We start from the raw sequence: 14,888 nt of genomic DNA, 5'->3' as shown, positions 1-14,888 counted from the left end.
TTCTTCAGGAGTACCGAGAACTTAAAGATAAGTTAGAAAAGGAAAAAATAAATGGATCTCAAAAATACAGTAATCTTAAACCGGAAGAAAAGGCAGCAGTGCAAAAAGTTGAAAAACTTCTTAATGAGCCACAAACTTATGAAAATTCAAATAAAGCATTAAAAAGATTAATTACTATCAGACAAAACAATACTTTAGAACTCTCTAAAATTGATTTTGAGGTAAGGACAGTAGGTAGAAGGATTAATAACATTAATCATAATTTAGATAAGCTTAAAATGGCAGAAAATGAATTTAAAGAGCTTCCTAAAAATATGTTTGGAAAGTACAAAGATAAAAATAGAGCTGAAACTCTTAAATCTAATATTGAAAAATTTAATATTGATCTTACAAGTGATGGATATGTGAGTAATGTTGATATAAAACTTAATCAGAAGAAGCTTGAAGATCTGCAAAAGAGTAGTGAAAAATTAAAATCAAATATTCATGAAATAGACCAGGCTTCAAATTCAATAAAGATAGGTATTAAAGCCTTACAAAATAAAGAACTTAGAATATTTTATAAAGAATATAAAGTACAATTCCCACAAGCTAAGTATCTAAAATATAACGATATGAAAGCTATTAAAACAGCCAATGAGCTTATGGGTAGACCAGTATCTATTGATGAGATCAGATCCACTCACCGTAATAGAGGTGAAAGAATTGATTATATAAATAAAGAGCTTAGGGATATTGAGAATAATGGTAGAAGACTTTTAAATGCAAAGGCATGTCTTAAAACTATGGATAGTAACAAGGATATTTACGATAAATGGGATACTAAGGTATTTGGTAAAGCTAAGTTCCAAGAGGATCATAGAAGTGAAAAATGGCACTATGACAATGCAGTAGATAATCTTAAAACATATGGTGTTAAAGATAAAGTGGATTTAAGAAGTCAGGAGAGCACCCATGAATTTAACTTAAAAGAAGTAAAACCAAAACTTGAAATAGATAAAACAACTTTAACTCCTTCAATAAATATTTTAAATGATGTATTAAGAGCTTTGGATAGTGCTTTAAGAACTGAAAGGTCTGTACAACTTCAAGATGATTTAAAGCTTACAAAGGCTTTCAAGGGCAAAAACATGGAAGATGAAATTGAAAGATAAAACAAAAGGGGGAAATAAAATTATGTATGAAGTAAAAACAGAACATAATGATAATAATTTTTATTTATCAGAGGCTAAGAAAGGCAAGAACGGAAAATATATAATTGCTCTTTATGTTGCAACAACTAAAGATATTTTATATGATGATCAATTTAGTGACCATAAAAAAGTTGAAATGTTAAAATTATATAGACAAGATTTAGACGTTGCAATTGCTTATATAAAGAATCAAAAAGAGGTTGGTGTAATAACAAATGGCGTAGAAATAAGTCAAACCGGAAAAAGTTTTGCTTTTAGATTTGAAGATGAATCAAAATTTGAAGAGGAAAACGGAAGTATTAAAGATTTTTGTAGATCATACATGAGAGAAAATTATAAAAATGCCGATAATTATATTATTGAAAACACCTGGAATGGAGAAGATTCCATTGAATACATACTTAGCCCTATTGGTGGAGATAAGATAGTTGGAGATATAGGACAAATGACTACATCAAAACTTATAGAAAAGCTCCAAAAACTAAACCCAAATAAAGTTGTCATGGTTTTAGATAGTGGGTGTTATTGTGATATTACTCATATAACACTTGAGTATGAAGTTGAGGGCGACTCTGCATATATTTTAGAACATTATAATAGTTAACCTTAAACAAAAAATATGGGTATAATAAAAACAGGGTGCAAGAAACACCCTGTTTTTAGTTTAGATAACTGGTATCACTAATCTTACAGAACAAAATTAGTAGCTAACATTGGCAAATGGGGCTACTTTTTTGTCTGATTAATATACTAAACATTAATAATACCTTGATTGTACTCTTCACCAACTTCATCATCTTGTGACTTATCCCACCCTAATAATTTAGCTTCTAAGGATGGATCAAAAGGCCTTTGGTCAAAATTGTTAAATTCACTTTTTTTCATTTTTCCTTTAGGTGACTGATAATCTTCTTTGATAGCTTTAAGCATCCAACCAACTACACTACCAATTTCAGACGCATTTTCAGCTAACTTATACTTTTCTTTAATTATATTTATATCCCCTTTTGCAGTATCTAATATAGATTTAGCTTGTAATCCTGTAATGTCTTCTTCGAATATAGATTTAACCATGCTTATAAGCTCTGTAGAGCGTTTTTCTTCTTTAATTGTACATTTGCCCTCTATAGTGGTACAAACTTCATCCTTGGCCTTATTATTGGACTTATTGCCATGAATATAAAATTCTAAACTTGTAACCTTTCTTCCTGTCTTAATTTCTTCAAAGTCAAAATTAATATCGCTTAATTTTTTTAACTCCTTTTGAGTTCTCTGTATTACAAACCTTTTAAAATCATTATATAAAGGGTACACTTTATCAGCTTTCAACAATTTTCTTAATTCATAAATATCAATTTCTATATTATTTTGTTTTTTAAATTCATTAGCTTTAAGTATTTCATACATTCTTATTGAATATTTACTTCTCATACTCAAAATATTTGTTAGTTTATATTGAGTAAATACAGTATTTAACTTTATCATATAAGGTTTTAAATCGGGATTAAATTTTAAAGTTACCATTCCCGAACCCTTTTCATACCTAACACCACTGAGCCAAGCTGTTTGAATTATTGTATTTCCTTCTTGAATCTCAAAAACTTTTTTCATAAGCTCCTTAGTTATTTTAGGTATTTCTGTATATTTTGATTTATCTTCAACTCCTACAAGTTCCATAAATTCTGATATTTTAAAGTTATAAGGCTTAAATTCTTCGTCAGTTGGTTGAACCATACTAGCTAGTGTAAGTATAATTTTTTGTTCCTCTAAGCTTAGATCATAGCTACTATTCATAATAAAATAATTTGATTTAGTAACTAGATAGTTTTTATCCATATAATCACCCCCTAAGAATATATTACCATGTTATTACGAATAGTCAATACATTATTCGTATTCGTAATTAGGTATGGAAAGCTCGTAGTTAGGTATGGAAAGCTCGTATTAGATTTTTGAAAGCATTGATATGACTAGCCTTAAAGGTTGCCCAAAACACTTAAAACAAAAAGAAGTAAAACATATAAAACAACTACTGTAGTTGTTCCTTTATTTTTTATATAATTTTTCTTAATATTAAGAAAAAGAGAAACGTGATATTTTAAAGGATTGTTGCATATTGCAAGTTAATATTTCAGTATGCAAAGCTCGTAATAGATTTTTTTTGACTATGCAAAACTCATAGTTAACTATGAAAATGTATTATTAGATTTTTTAAAGGTAAATTTTTCAAGCGTTCTAAATAGAAAAATACATGTAATTATATTGAATTGTTCATTTAAAGTAAATATATTATATGAACAATTTATATGTATATTCACCATATAATGCAACTTTCAAGGCTATTAGTTGGCGTTCGCCTACGGTATACCACATATGAACGCTTCAATAAAATTACTTCTACTTATAATTTTAGGGATATAGTTAGTTTTAAAGGAAAAATCAATTATGTATAGAAATATTACTTTAGTAATATATTAAAATAATAAAAAACATTAACATTTATTTGTGTTTAGAAAAAATTACTAAAGTAATAAAACGGGTGGTGTTAGTTATGAGTAATGCTAAAATTTTAAATTTATCCTATTTAAGTTTAGTTGAGATAGCAAGGGCAATAAATCAAAATACAATTGAAAATAAAAACAGGTTGAAAGAAAATAAAATTGCAACGGATAAATTTATTCGTAAGTTTTCAATTAGCAGAAAAGATTTTAGTGAGACATTAAAAACAAAAGCAAGGGGAATAAAATATAATTCTTCAACCTATTTATACGATATAAATGATGATTTTGTAGAAGAAGTAGTCGCAGAAAAAGTAGCAGATACTATTAAAATTATAACAACTAAAAGTGAGAAGTTAGTAGAGACGACAAAGGATAGGTCAAAATATTATGAAAGTAATAAAAATTCCGAGGGTCTAGCAATGACCAATGAAATGACTGGTATTAAACAGATTGTAAGTGTAAAAGATGATTTATTTAATATGATAGAGTGGTACAAAAGTAAAATAGCAAAAGAGAAATTGGAAAGCAATACTTTAAATGAGCAAATAAATATAAATGAATTTTCTAATGATTTAAAAGGTGATGTTGTTGTAAAATATTTAAAAGTTTATAAGGATACATTCGAAAGATTTGAAGCAATATGTGATAAACATACATTTATAAAGAAGCAAGATATGCTAAGTGTAGCACTTTTACAATTTTGCAAAAGATATGATAAATAGATAGTTTTTACGTGAAAATATAAATTATAAGTCAAAATTAAAGACGGTGAGAAATTTATATTAAGCAATTGAATACTAATATATCAAAAGTTATAGACTACATAAAAAAAAAACATAACAGATAGGTGAATTATCTAAAGGAGAAAAGTATAAAAAAAGGATGCCAGAGCATCCCTTTTTTTATACTTTAAATAGTCCTCTCATAACACTTACACTTCTAAATATGGCTACTGAAACTATTTTACGTGAATTTTTATAAAATAAAGAATTTTCATTCTCTTAAAATTACCTATCGAGTTAAGATACATAGCTAAATTCACTTACAAAAAATATTAAAGGTTTCCTTAATATAAGGAAACCTTTAGTCAGGCATACCGCCCTCTATGATATTTAGATTGAGCATTCTGCTCACTATATAAACTTTTATTATTTGTTAATGTGTTAATCACATTATAATCCCATTTTCTTATTTTGTCAATACTTTGTTATTATTTTTTTTCAGTTGCAGAAGCTACTTCTTCTAAACTAGACTGTTTATCAAATTTTATTTGTTTTTGCAAAGTATCTTTTTCTTCTTCTAATTTTTTAATTATCTTTTCCAATCGCTTAGTATTATATGATTTGGTTTCAAATAGTAGCTCAAATAAATCTTCATATATTTGTTTATAACATGTATCGTTAGCTTTTCCGAGCTTAGATATAACTCTTGTCTTATCAACAAAGCATGCTTCATTTAAAAGTAAGGTAGATAAATGTGCAAAACCATCTTCTATATTTACTTCCTTATGTCCCCATAGAATTTCATTCTTTTCATTTTTGGGGGCTTGTCCAGATGTACACGGTACAACAAACAATCTATTTCCTTTATCAAACATAATCAAACATGGATGTCTGAAAGATAATTCATTACCCTTTATCCCTAATTCTATATTTACTATTGATTTTATTCCATATGTAGTAGTATTTTTTTTACCTTTTTTATTATGAAGATGATCATTAGCTCTAATACATTGAGCAGTTTCATTCCATGTACTATTATTTAATGTTTTGAAAATATTATTAATGTCATATGTTAATTGCTTTATAAGTATCTTGTTTGAGTTAGTCAAATTGATTTTAGAGTCTCGACATCCTATTACCATTCTTAACAACTTCAGATCTATTTTTTTCAAGATTAATTCCTCCTTTTATTATAGATTTTTCGCCAATACTTTACAGTATATTGCAATAATTGTTATATTGCAATACAAAATCTGCTTATATTTATTAGTACCAACAATTTTTTAATTAAAGACTATAATGTAGATTTTAATTAAAAATTAGCATACATATAAATTATTTTTTAATAACTAATTGTGATAGGGTGGTAGCTATTTTTTATAGCACCAAATTGTTTGCACAGTCATTAAATTATTTTGTACTATTCTCGGCCTCATCCATTTCACTTTTAGCTTTGCTTATTGAACCCTTGAATAATTTGAACTACGAGTTATTTAATCTAAAATATTTGTAAATTTGTAATATGCCTTATTATTCCCCCTCGGAAAGCACATTTTTACGTTAAAATTGTAGGTCACTATCGCTCCTTTTTAGAATAAACCAACTAGTTAATTTTAACTAAGGATGAGGTTCTCATTCAATACCTTTAGTATTTCTGAATCTTCTTTTATATCACCATAAGTATATATTGCTGTTCTGAATGAATGTAACATAATAGTAATTGAGTAAATAAAAAAATAAATGGCTAATATACTAGCCATTTATTTTTTGTTTATTGGTTCTTTACTACGTATAATTTTCATAACATCATCTTCGGTTAATATTCCTTTAAGATAATCTTCAAAAATTTTTGTTTCTGTTTCCGTAACAATCATTCCCTCTATTGCCAATGTAGCTTTTGCGTTATCTAAAATTAGTTGCTCTTTCTTAGACAATCCATTATTATTTAGTTCACTCATATTAAAATAATCAAATCCCTTCTGAGGATGCTTTTTTATTTTTTACAATTGTACTTCTATTAGTTTTTGGACTAGGTTTTACTTTCTCCAATTCTTCCAACAATGATTTATATTTGCTTTGATATTCTTTTATTTCTTTATTATGATTGAACTGATCTTGGCTAAATTTATTATTCATTTCTTCTTTTACTTCTGCTACAGCTAATTTAATATTTAATTGATTTTCTTTTTTTAGGCTTTCAAGTTCCTTTTGATTATCTTGTTTGGATTTCTCAATACTTTTATTCAAATTATTAATATTATAATTATTATCCTTAATGATATTATTCATTTCAGTATTTTGAGCTTGCTTATCCGAAATTAACTTAGTATCCTCTTCAACTTGAATTTTATATTGTTTATAATCTTTTAAATCACTTAATAACATATCATTTTTGCCTTTGTATTCTTCTACAATTAAATTCTTATCCTTCAAGTTACCAATTAACTGTTCCAATTGTTTATTATATTCAATTCTAATATTTAGCACTTTTTTTTTACTTTCTTCATTTTCAGTTTGGCATAACAATAAATTGCTATAATTCTCTTGTAACTCCTGCTTTTGCTCCATAATATAACTTTCTTTTTCTGATAACATATCTTTATATTTAATCTTTAATTCTTCAAATTCAACATTTTTATTATTTATTAAATTATTGCTGCTATCTGCAATGCTTATAAATGAGTTTAATATGGCATCTAAATTACTTTGTATAACAGTTGTATCTTTAGTTAAAAAATTATTTTTTTTCATATTTTCAAGTTCCATAAAGCCTACTATTTTGTTGAAATACTGTTCTTGCGTAAGTCCTAAATCTTTCAACTGTTGTTGTACCTTATCTTTTGTGTCCTGTGATAGCCTATAACTGGTAACTACACTTTTATTTTCTTTTACCTCTTCCATATAATATCACCTCATAACATATTTGTTTACACTAATTACGTGTAAACATGTTGTAAACACTACGGTTTAATTGTAATACTAAATATAATGTTAGTCAATAATAATATTTGCTATTTATTGGTTTATATTTTATCTTAAAATAAGCACTTATTATGCTATACTAGCATTGCGTGTAGGTTCTATCCCCGGGATAGAGCCTTTTATTTTTTTGGAATTTTGGCCTGGAAATCCGTTTTGATTTAAAAAAAATGAGAATGGTGAATATAAAATTATTGAAGTAGACTTTATCTACCTGATGAAAGGAGGTGACTCATTTCTTTATTGGCATATATCTATTATGATACTATATAAAGAATATGAAAATAAAATAAATGTTAACATTAAAATGAATTTTTTTAAAAATACCTAGCACAATAAAAAAAATGTTATAACAGTAGATAAGACCACTATTTTAAATACAAAAGAGATATAAAAGTAACCCATGTTTTTTTATCGAACGATTTTTTGTACACTTACGTTTAAAACTTGTACATTTGGGATTAAATAGTATATATATCTTATTATAAAAGGCTACTAGTTTTGTATTTTATAAATATTGAATTCCTTTCTGGAGTAGGATGACTAGGTTGATTAGTGGAATAAGAAACTTTGCGATTCATTATTGAGGAAGGAGGCAGCATTAACTAAAAAGCAAATAGAACCTAATTTAGTTTCTATTCTATTAGTAAAGGAGGTGAAATATATTGAAGCGTAGACGAAAAAAAAATCTTCCGAAGGCCAATAACCATAGTTTTTTACAGGTCTGCAAACCTGTAAAAAGTGGTTTTGAAGAGGCTTTGAAAGATTTCTCAAAAAAAATATTTAGTATTTCTTTCGAATTGATTCTTGCTGTTACCGTTAGTTTTTTTTATCATTTTTTTAAATAAGGGCAATTATAATACTCTTATTTTTTCAGTATTATATTGTAATTTTTAACAATATCGTAAAAATTTATACTTATAGCACGTGTAAACAACACGTGCTAATACATATGCATATATATTACAACAATACATAGTATTAATACAACTTAAATATATGAGATCAAGATTAAATGGATAGTAAGTTATCTCCTTATTTTTTAAGCTCTACGCATAGGTATAATACTTTACGTAGAGCTTAATTTTATTGGGTCATAATTTTATTTTCACACTAGGTTAAGTTCGAGTTCTTTTATTTCTAGCTCAATGTATTTTTTTGTTGAATATAGCCATTCTAGTCTAGCTATCTTTAAATCTAGATCTATATTCTTAACTTTAATTGAATTATCTCCTAGACTTGCTACAACAATATCTGTTTTTTTATCCGTAGCTGATGATATAGCTACCGTTTTATTAAGTTCATTAGAGGAACTAATTGTTCTTTCAGTAGATTCTACGACAGTGAAAAGGCGTTTTGCTACTTTAGTAAGCTCTTTCCAACCTAGGTCATTATACATAATTCTTGAAAAGTATGTTATAGCTCTAGAAACTTCTACGTGTTCATTGATACTTCCAACAATAATTGTTAATTTTAAAACTATTGTTCCTTTTGTTATTTTTATTAAATCCAAAACCTTGAAACCTACAAACCGGTTGTTATAACGGTTTAGGCCATCGTTGATTTGAGCTGTTAATTTTGGCTCAGTGAAGTTTACATTTTCTATACCTTGCCAAAGAGAAATAGTAAAATCGAAAATTCTTTGCATAACGTTCCCCCCATGTTTTTTATTTATTTTGTATCTATAGTTAGTATATAACTTTGAATACCATCTGTCAACTGTAGGTTATATTCAAAATGGTTGAATATAACCTAAGTTTTTTATAAAGCAAGCCATTTTTACGTTTTATATGTCTCAAACTACTATTATAGATATAATTCAATATACTTTAATTATATCTATAATAGCAAATATAATATATTTTATAGCTATTTATTCAATGTAATGTCCAACTTATACTATTATGATTTTATAAAAATGCAGTAAAGCTTGCATTATCAGTGGCTAACATGGTATTTTAAAGTTGGACATAATAGTTAAAAGGTCTATCTTTTGAAATGGGGTGCTAAAATATGATGAAAGAAAATGAGGAGAAAGTAAAATTTTTTACTCAGGTGGAAATGAAAAAGGTTTTTAGATCTATAGAAAAAGATAGTAGTATACATTCATTAAGAAACCTGGCTATTTTTAGAGTGGCGTATAGATGTGCCTTAAGAGCCTCTGAGGTTGGTTTAATAAAACTTGAGGATTACAATAGGACAAGGGGTGAAATGTATTGCCATAGGCTTAAAGGAAGCAATAATAACACCATAAGACTAGACCTAGAGACTATAAAAATTTTAAATAAATATATTAGGCAAAATGAGATCAGTGATAATCAGGAAGTTTTGTTTTTAAGCCAAGAGAAAAAACCAATCTCACGTAAGACTTTAGACGTATTGATGAAGAAATATTGTCACTTAGCTAAAATAAGTGATATAGAAAAGCACCATTTTCATACTTTGAAACATACTGCTGCGGTGCATTTGGCGGAATCAGAAATTGATATAAAAGAATTGCAATACTATTTGGGCCATAAATCTGTGACAAACACATTAATATATTTCCAGTTTACGACTAAGCAGCAGGAAACAATGTATGCTAAACTTCAAAAAAACAATCAAATGGTTTAAATATGAGGGAATAAGTAAAAAAATGAAAAGGTAGTAAAATTATCACTATAGAAAAGGTTATTGCGTTACACTTTACCGACTTGCCTCAATCCATTGATATAATTAGTCTGAGAGCTATTGCGTTTGCTATTGTGATTGCCTTTTTTATAGGTTTTTATTGTTTTTTTAAAGAATCTTTATAAATGTTATTGCGTACGACTTTACCCACTTGACTTAATTCATTGATATAACTGGTCTGAGAGCTATTGCGTTCGTTATTGTGATTTCTCAATGTATCCAAGTAAATAGCAGCATTAGGATATCATTCTTGCCATTAGTCTACTATATCTCCATGTTTACCTCTGTCCTTATTTATCTAATTCTACCTTTGCTGCATTTAATAGGTTTCTGATTCGCATAAAGTGTTTAGCTGATTTAACAGAATCACTATGTGTATCTTCGTATAAACCTATTTCCGATGCTGCGGATGATATATCAAGTAAGGCATTAGCTAATTCGCTATGTCCTGAATTCATCATAGACTCTGCTCCATCTGCTCCCTTACCCATGTTCTTTACTTGTTGTTGTATAACTGATGGGTTAGTTTGCACATTTAATAATATTGCCACCCTTTGATCTACAATGTTCTGACACCAATCTCTTACGTTCTTTACATCTGTTGCCGTTACACTCACCTCAACTGATTTCGTTGCTGGGGCTTCTGCACACCCAGCTAACATTGACATACCTATTGTTAATACAACTATGAATAATATTCTTTTCATTGCTATTCCCTCCTCAAATAAGGTTAATGTAGTTTTTAAGCTAAATATTTAATTGATAATTCAAATTCAAAAATATATATTTAATCATACCATAATTTCCATAAATTAATTATATTTACGATTCTTTTTAAAACGTGTAATAGACCCAATCTGAAAGTAACTCAATTGGTATTGTGTTACTTTGGAAATATCAATACATCGTTTACAAAACATATTGAACTCACAATAGAAATGTTTAAGTAATCAACATAAGCTTTATATATAAAATAAAAGGGCACCTTGAATACATGAGTATTTAAGGTGCCTTAATTTATTAAAACATATTTATTTTTAAAATTTAACTATAGTTTTACATTTTATATTTATTATAGGAGAGCTTTTAGTGCCTCTCTATCTTTTATTTTATCCATTTCAGTTAATTGAACAATTTGTCCAGTGGTAAACCTCTGCATGTTTCCAATTGTTCTACTACCTTCACCAAACGGTAATATTTTATCTAATAATGAATTTAAGGGTTTAACAACTCCTTTACGTTCCTTTACGTTTAAATCAAGCAGTTTGCCCATAATATCAACTCCTTTTAAAAATTCTATCGGATTAATTATATCTTGAAGATAACTTATACTATGCGGAAGCATACAAACATCATCAGCTTTTTTAATATAATTACTCACTCTATAATCTTCTGCAAGCATTTCTAAACAAGTATTCAATTTAGTTATAACACTTATATCACCAAAATTGCAAATACGAAGTGAACAATTATCTAAATAATTTGTTTCATCCAATAGGTTATACAACTCTAGTGGCTTATATATTTTGCAAATATCCAATTTATTATATGTAAGTATGTGTCCATATTCATGAAGTATACTTGCTGTAACTCTTTCTCCAATGTTTAACTTTTCTATTTCTTTGTACCATTTAGCATATACCAGTTCATCAATTTGCTCATTAATATATAGATTTAAGATTCCAGTAAGATGATATTTTTTATCTCTTTTTACTTTTAAGGCCGTATCATCTGGTACTAAATAAATTTTTTTACACTCACAGTGTCTATCGGTAAATGCTGTTTGTGCTTGTCTACCACTTTTTATAATAGTAAACGGTAAATTAATTATTTTAATTTCTTCTAAATCTATTTTAAGATTATATTTTATTATTCTTAATGCAGTTCGTATTTCATTTTTTGTTCTTCGTTCATAATCATTTTTAATAAAAAATTTTTCACCATACATCTCAACTAATTTCTTTCGTTCTTCATCTGATTCTTTATCAAATACATTTGTAAACTCAAATGCAACGTCTTCAAGTTCAATATTTTTAAGTTCATTAAGTTCAATATTTTTAGGATTCTCCATTTAAAATTTCCCCCAATATAATTTAAATATACAGTTATTAATAATAATAACTGATAACTAAGTGAATTATACCAAATAAATGAAATGAATGAAATATTTTCATTAAAAATAATTTTCTAATAGTAGTTTATAAAATAGTATTTTTTATATTAAACAACTAAATTTGAATTCACAGTTATTTGTACAGTTGGTAAAGGTATACCATTATAAACCCATTAAAGATTACCGATTCAATGGGTGTAATAAATATAAAAACGTTTAGTAAATTGCATTAAACTAAATTCTTTGAAAACTAAAAAAGCATACAATTATATTGTATTAAAAGGAAACCATATGTTCAAAAGTGTAATTGCTTAGTTAAATTTAACTGAATGCTTAATAACACATATAACTCAATGCTTTAATAGAAAAAACCGTATATGATAATATGCTTTTTTAGGATGTTGACAAACATAAAATGTAAAAACTCCAATATAACATTATTACTTAATAATAATGTTATATTGCAAAAAAAATGTTATAATTCCATATATGTTAAGTTCATTGTAAGTAAAAATGATACATAAATAAATTTTAATAATTTACTGAAGGGATGTAGAAAATGTCTGAGACAGAAGATAATTTAGTAAGTGAACCATTAAAACAAGATGTACCCAAGAAAGATATTATTGAAATTATAAATGATAAAATTACAGAAGTTAGAAAAGAATTGAAAAAAAATACAAAAAATAAGAAATCATATTTTATAATAAGCATCATTGGAATAATACTTTTGATGTTATATTACACAAAAGTATATTCAGTTAATGCATTTTTATTGGTTGTTTTTTGGGTTTGTGCAATTCTATTTTTAATTGCAAGTTTAGGGACAGATATCGTAAATTTGAGTGATGACTTAGAAAACTTGCAACAAAAAAAGACATATTATTTGCAAGTGCTTAAGCTGGATCAAGCCCCCACGTATTTTGATAGCCTTGTAAATATAAATGTTGATAATTTAAGCGATTATTATACCTTAGTTAAGGTTCATACTAATAAAAGTTTTATGCTATGCTGCATGTCATGTATATCAGGATTTATCTTAATCATTTTAGGATTAGTTGTAATTTTTTTAAATAAAAACCTTGAAAATATATCATATATTGTAACTGCTTCTGGAATTATTGTTGAAGTGATTTCAGGTTTGTTTTTTTATCTATATAACAAAACAGTACGCCAATTGAAAGATTATCATGATAGTCTTTTAAATGTACAAAATATACTTCTTTCATTCAAACTAATAGAATCAACTTCAAATGATATTGAGAAATTTGCTATGATTAAATCAATGATTGATTTTTTAGTGGGTAAAAAGACAATTTAACAACTAAAAAATCAATTTTTTTTAGGTTGCCTATGTAATAAATTATACTAGTTTTGATCTTCTATTTCTTTATTTTCTGTAAAGAGCTTTTCAAACCATTCTTTAGCTTTTGGGGTATTTGTAATGTTGGCTTTTAGTAATTCAGCTTTTTCAATTGTATCAATTCCTATGTTGTCCATAATAGCACCTATTTGAATAAGTCTTCTAGTTCTTGCTTTTCTATCTTGGTCTCTAGTTCTTATTTCTAATTGTTTTTTTTGAACTTCTAGTTTTTTTATTTTTTCTGATAATTCTTCTATTCTTTGTTCTCCATTTTTAATAACCATATTTAATACCTCCTAAAAAATAAATTCATAGTTAGATTATACCAAAATTTATATTGAAAGTAAAAGGGGCTAGTGGTAAAATATAATTATAGAGAGATACACGAAGTGCGCACTGACACAAACTCCGTTTGTAGTGACGGTCTTGCAGACGCTTTAAGATTTCCCGTTGGGAAATAATCAAAATCAATATTTCAATAAATTGAAAAAGGAGGTGTAGGCATGGCAATATTTCATTCTTCATTACAAGTAATAAGTAGAGGACAAGGTAAAAGTTGTATGGCGGCAGCTGCATATAGAGCAGGAGAAAAACTATATGATGAAAGACAAAATTTAAACCATGATTACACCAAAAAGCAAAATGTTGAAAGCGAAATTATAGCTCCATCAAATTCTCCAAGTTGGGTTAATGATAGAGAAAAACTTTGGAATGAAGTTGATAAATCTGAAACTAGATGTAATTCAAGAACTGCAAGAGAAATAAATATTGCTTTACCTTTGGAGCTTTCCAAGGAACAACAAAAAGAACTTTCAAGAGAATATGTCAAAGAAAATTTTGTAGATAAAGGAATGGTTGCTGATGTTTGTTTTCATTTTAATGATGAAAGTAATCCCCATTTTCATGTTATGCTTACAACCCGAGAAATTACAAAAGAAGGATTTGCAAAGAAAAATAGAGAGTGGGACAAAAAAGAGAATGCTACCATTTGGCGAGAGCAATGGGCTAATAATGTAAATAAGGCTTTAGAAAGAGCTGGTTATGAAGATAGAATTGACCATAGGAGTTATAAAGATCAGGGGATAGATCAGGTTCCAACTATACATCTTGGTAAAACTTCAAGTGAAATGGAAAAGAAGAACATTGATAATCAAAGAACTGAAATAAATAAACAAATTAAAGAGCTTAATAAAGAAAAAATTATAGTTCTTCAGGAGTACCGAGAACTTAAAGATAAGTTAGAAAAGGAAAAAATAAATGGATCTCAAAAATACAGTAATCTTAAACCGGAAGAAAAGGCAGCAGTGCAAAAAGTTGAAAAACTTCTTAATGAGCCACAAACTTATG

At 27.2% G+C, this 14,888-nt stretch carries 15 protein-coding genes; 7 read left to right on the top strand and 8 right to left on the bottom strand.

Going from position 1 to position 14,888, the window contains the following annotated elements; genetic code table 11:
- Both JJE11_RS04470 and JJE11_RS04465 read left to right on the top strand, forming a co-directional pair.
- On the top strand, window positions 1-1,154 hold a 1,154-nt coding region (locus JJE11_RS04470; RefSeq protein ID WP_291633049.1), incomplete at its 5' end, for a hypothetical protein.
- Between the two features lie 22 nt (window positions 1,155-1,176).
- Entirely contained in the window at window positions 1,177-1,797 is a 621-nt protein-coding gene (locus JJE11_RS04465; protein WP_291633048.1) for a hypothetical protein, read from the top strand.
- A 146-nt stretch (window positions 1,798-1,943) separates the two neighbouring features.
- Here JJE11_RS04465 and JJE11_RS04460 read toward each other — a convergent pair whose 3' ends face one another.
- On the bottom strand, window positions 1,944-3,029 hold the full coding sequence (locus JJE11_RS04460; RefSeq protein ID WP_291633047.1) for a replication initiation protein: 1,086 nt from the start codon (window positions 3,027-3,029) through the stop codon (window positions 1,944-1,946).
- A gap of 715 nt (window positions 3,030-3,744) precedes the next feature.
- Between JJE11_RS04460 and JJE11_RS04455 the strand changes: the two genes are divergently transcribed.
- Window positions 3,745-4,416 (top strand): hypothetical protein, encoded by a 672-nt coding sequence (locus JJE11_RS04455; protein ID WP_291633046.1) that lies wholly within the window; start codon window positions 3,745-3,747, stop codon window positions 4,414-4,416.
- A 488-nt stretch (window positions 4,417-4,904) separates the two neighbouring features.
- Here the strand turns inward: JJE11_RS04455 and JJE11_RS04450 are convergent, their stop codons facing one another.
- The 3 genes from JJE11_RS04450 to JJE11_RS04440 form a co-directional block, all read right to left on the bottom strand.
- Window positions 4,905-5,588, bottom strand: a complete 684-nt coding sequence (locus JJE11_RS04450; RefSeq protein WP_291633045.1) for a type II toxin-antitoxin system PemK/MazF family toxin — start codon at window positions 5,586-5,588, stop codon at window positions 4,905-4,907.
- Between the two features lie 588 nt (window positions 5,589-6,176).
- The gene (locus tag JJE11_RS04445; protein ID WP_291633044.1) at window positions 6,177-6,374 is read right to left on the bottom strand and encodes an antitoxin VbhA family protein; all 198 of its coding nucleotides are present in this window, start codon (window positions 6,372-6,374) and stop codon (window positions 6,177-6,179) included.
- A 10-nt stretch (window positions 6,375-6,384) separates the two neighbouring features.
- A complete protein-coding gene (locus JJE11_RS04440; protein WP_291633043.1) occupies window positions 6,385-7,317 on the bottom strand; it encodes a hypothetical protein in 933 nt (310 codons plus the stop codon).
- Between the two features lie 743 nt (window positions 7,318-8,060).
- On the opposite strand from JJE11_RS04440, the gene JJE11_RS04435 reads away from it, so the two are divergent.
- Window positions 8,061-8,243, top strand: a complete 183-nt coding sequence (locus JJE11_RS04435; protein ID WP_291633042.1) for a hypothetical protein — start codon at window positions 8,061-8,063, stop codon at window positions 8,241-8,243.
- Between the two features lie 260 nt (window positions 8,244-8,503).
- On the opposite strand, the gene JJE11_RS04430 is transcribed toward JJE11_RS04435, so the two are convergent.
- Complete coding sequence (locus JJE11_RS04430; RefSeq protein WP_291633041.1) at window positions 8,504-9,043, bottom strand: hypothetical protein; 540 nt, start codon at window positions 9,041-9,043, stop codon at window positions 8,504-8,506.
- 365 nt (window positions 9,044-9,408) lie between these two features.
- On the opposite strand from JJE11_RS04430, the gene JJE11_RS04425 reads away from it, so the two are divergent.
- Entirely contained in the window at window positions 9,409-10,008 is a 600-nt protein-coding gene (locus JJE11_RS04425; protein WP_291633040.1) for a tyrosine-type recombinase/integrase, read from the top strand.
- Window positions 10,009-10,355: 347 nt separating this feature from the next.
- Here JJE11_RS04425 and JJE11_RS04420 read toward each other — a convergent pair whose 3' ends face one another.
- Both JJE11_RS04420 and JJE11_RS04415 read right to left on the bottom strand, forming a co-directional pair.
- Complete coding sequence (locus JJE11_RS04420; protein ID WP_291633039.1) at window positions 10,356-10,772, bottom strand: hypothetical protein; 417 nt, start codon at window positions 10,770-10,772, stop codon at window positions 10,356-10,358.
- Between the two features lie 365 nt (window positions 10,773-11,137).
- Window positions 11,138-12,136 carry a hypothetical protein gene (locus tag JJE11_RS04415; protein WP_291633038.1) on the bottom strand — a complete coding sequence of 333 codons (999 nt, stop codon included), beginning with the start codon at window positions 12,134-12,136 and terminating at the stop codon, window positions 11,138-11,140.
- A 601-nt stretch (window positions 12,137-12,737) separates the two neighbouring features.
- Here JJE11_RS04415 and JJE11_RS04410 point away from each other — a divergent pair.
- Window positions 12,738-13,499, top strand: coding sequence for a hypothetical protein (locus JJE11_RS04410; RefSeq protein ID WP_291633037.1), 762 nt, complete (start codon window positions 12,738-12,740; stop codon window positions 13,497-13,499).
- Between the two features lie 47 nt (window positions 13,500-13,546).
- Here JJE11_RS04410 and traD read toward each other — a convergent pair whose 3' ends face one another.
- Window positions 13,547-13,825 carry a conjugal transfer protein TraD gene (gene traD, locus JJE11_RS04405; protein WP_291633036.1) on the bottom strand — a complete coding sequence of 93 codons (279 nt, stop codon included), beginning with the start codon at window positions 13,823-13,825 and terminating at the stop codon, window positions 13,547-13,549.
- Between the two features lie 219 nt (window positions 13,826-14,044).
- Here traD and mobQ point away from each other — a divergent pair.
- On the top strand, window positions 14,045-14,888 hold an 844-nt coding region (mobQ, locus tag JJE11_RS04400), incomplete at its 3' end, for a MobQ family relaxase (RefSeq protein ID WP_291633035.1).

The organism is Clostridium sp., from assembly GCF_016650095.1.
Classification (GTDB): domain Bacteria; phylum Bacillota; class Clostridia; order Clostridiales; family Clostridiaceae; genus Clostridium_AD.
This window is presented reverse-complemented; position numbering and strand designations above follow the sequence as displayed.

Bases quoted from the DNA above. Each gene is read 5' to 3' on its own strand.
- JJE11_RS04455 (WP_291633046.1), top strand. From the start codon at position 3,745: ATGAGTAATGCTAAAATTTTAAATTTATCCTATTTAAGTTTAGTTGAG.
- JJE11_RS04425 (WP_291633040.1), top strand. From the start codon at position 9,409: ATGATGAAAGAAAATGAGGAGAAAGTAAAATTTTTTACTCAGGTGGAA.
- JJE11_RS04445 (WP_291633044.1), bottom strand. From the start codon at position 6,374: ATGAGTGAACTAAATAATAATGGATTGTCTAAGAAAGAGCAACTAATT.
- JJE11_RS04465 (WP_291633048.1), top strand. From the start codon at position 1,177: ATGTATGAAGTAAAAACAGAACATAATGATAATAATTTTTATTTATCA.
- JJE11_RS04415 (WP_291633038.1), bottom strand. From the start codon at position 12,136: ATGGAGAATCCTAAAAATATTGAACTTAATGAACTTAAAAATATTGAA.
- JJE11_RS04460 (WP_291633047.1), bottom strand. From the start codon at position 3,029: ATGGATAAAAACTATCTAGTTACTAAATCAAATTATTTTATTATGAAT.
- JJE11_RS04420 (WP_291633039.1), bottom strand. From the start codon at position 10,772: ATGAAAAGAATATTATTCATAGTTGTATTAACAATAGGTATGTCAATG.
- JJE11_RS04430 (WP_291633041.1), bottom strand. From the start codon at position 9,043: ATGCAAAGAATTTTCGATTTTACTATTTCTCTTTGGCAAGGTATAGAA.
- traD (WP_291633036.1), bottom strand. From the start codon at position 13,825: ATGGTTATTAAAAATGGAGAACAAAGAATAGAAGAATTATCAGAAAAA.
- JJE11_RS04440 (WP_291633043.1), bottom strand. From the start codon at position 7,317: ATGGAAGAGGTAAAAGAAAATAAAAGTGTAGTTACCAGTTATAGGCTA.
- JJE11_RS04410 (WP_291633037.1), top strand. From the start codon at position 12,738: ATGTCTGAGACAGAAGATAATTTAGTAAGTGAACCATTAAAACAAGAT.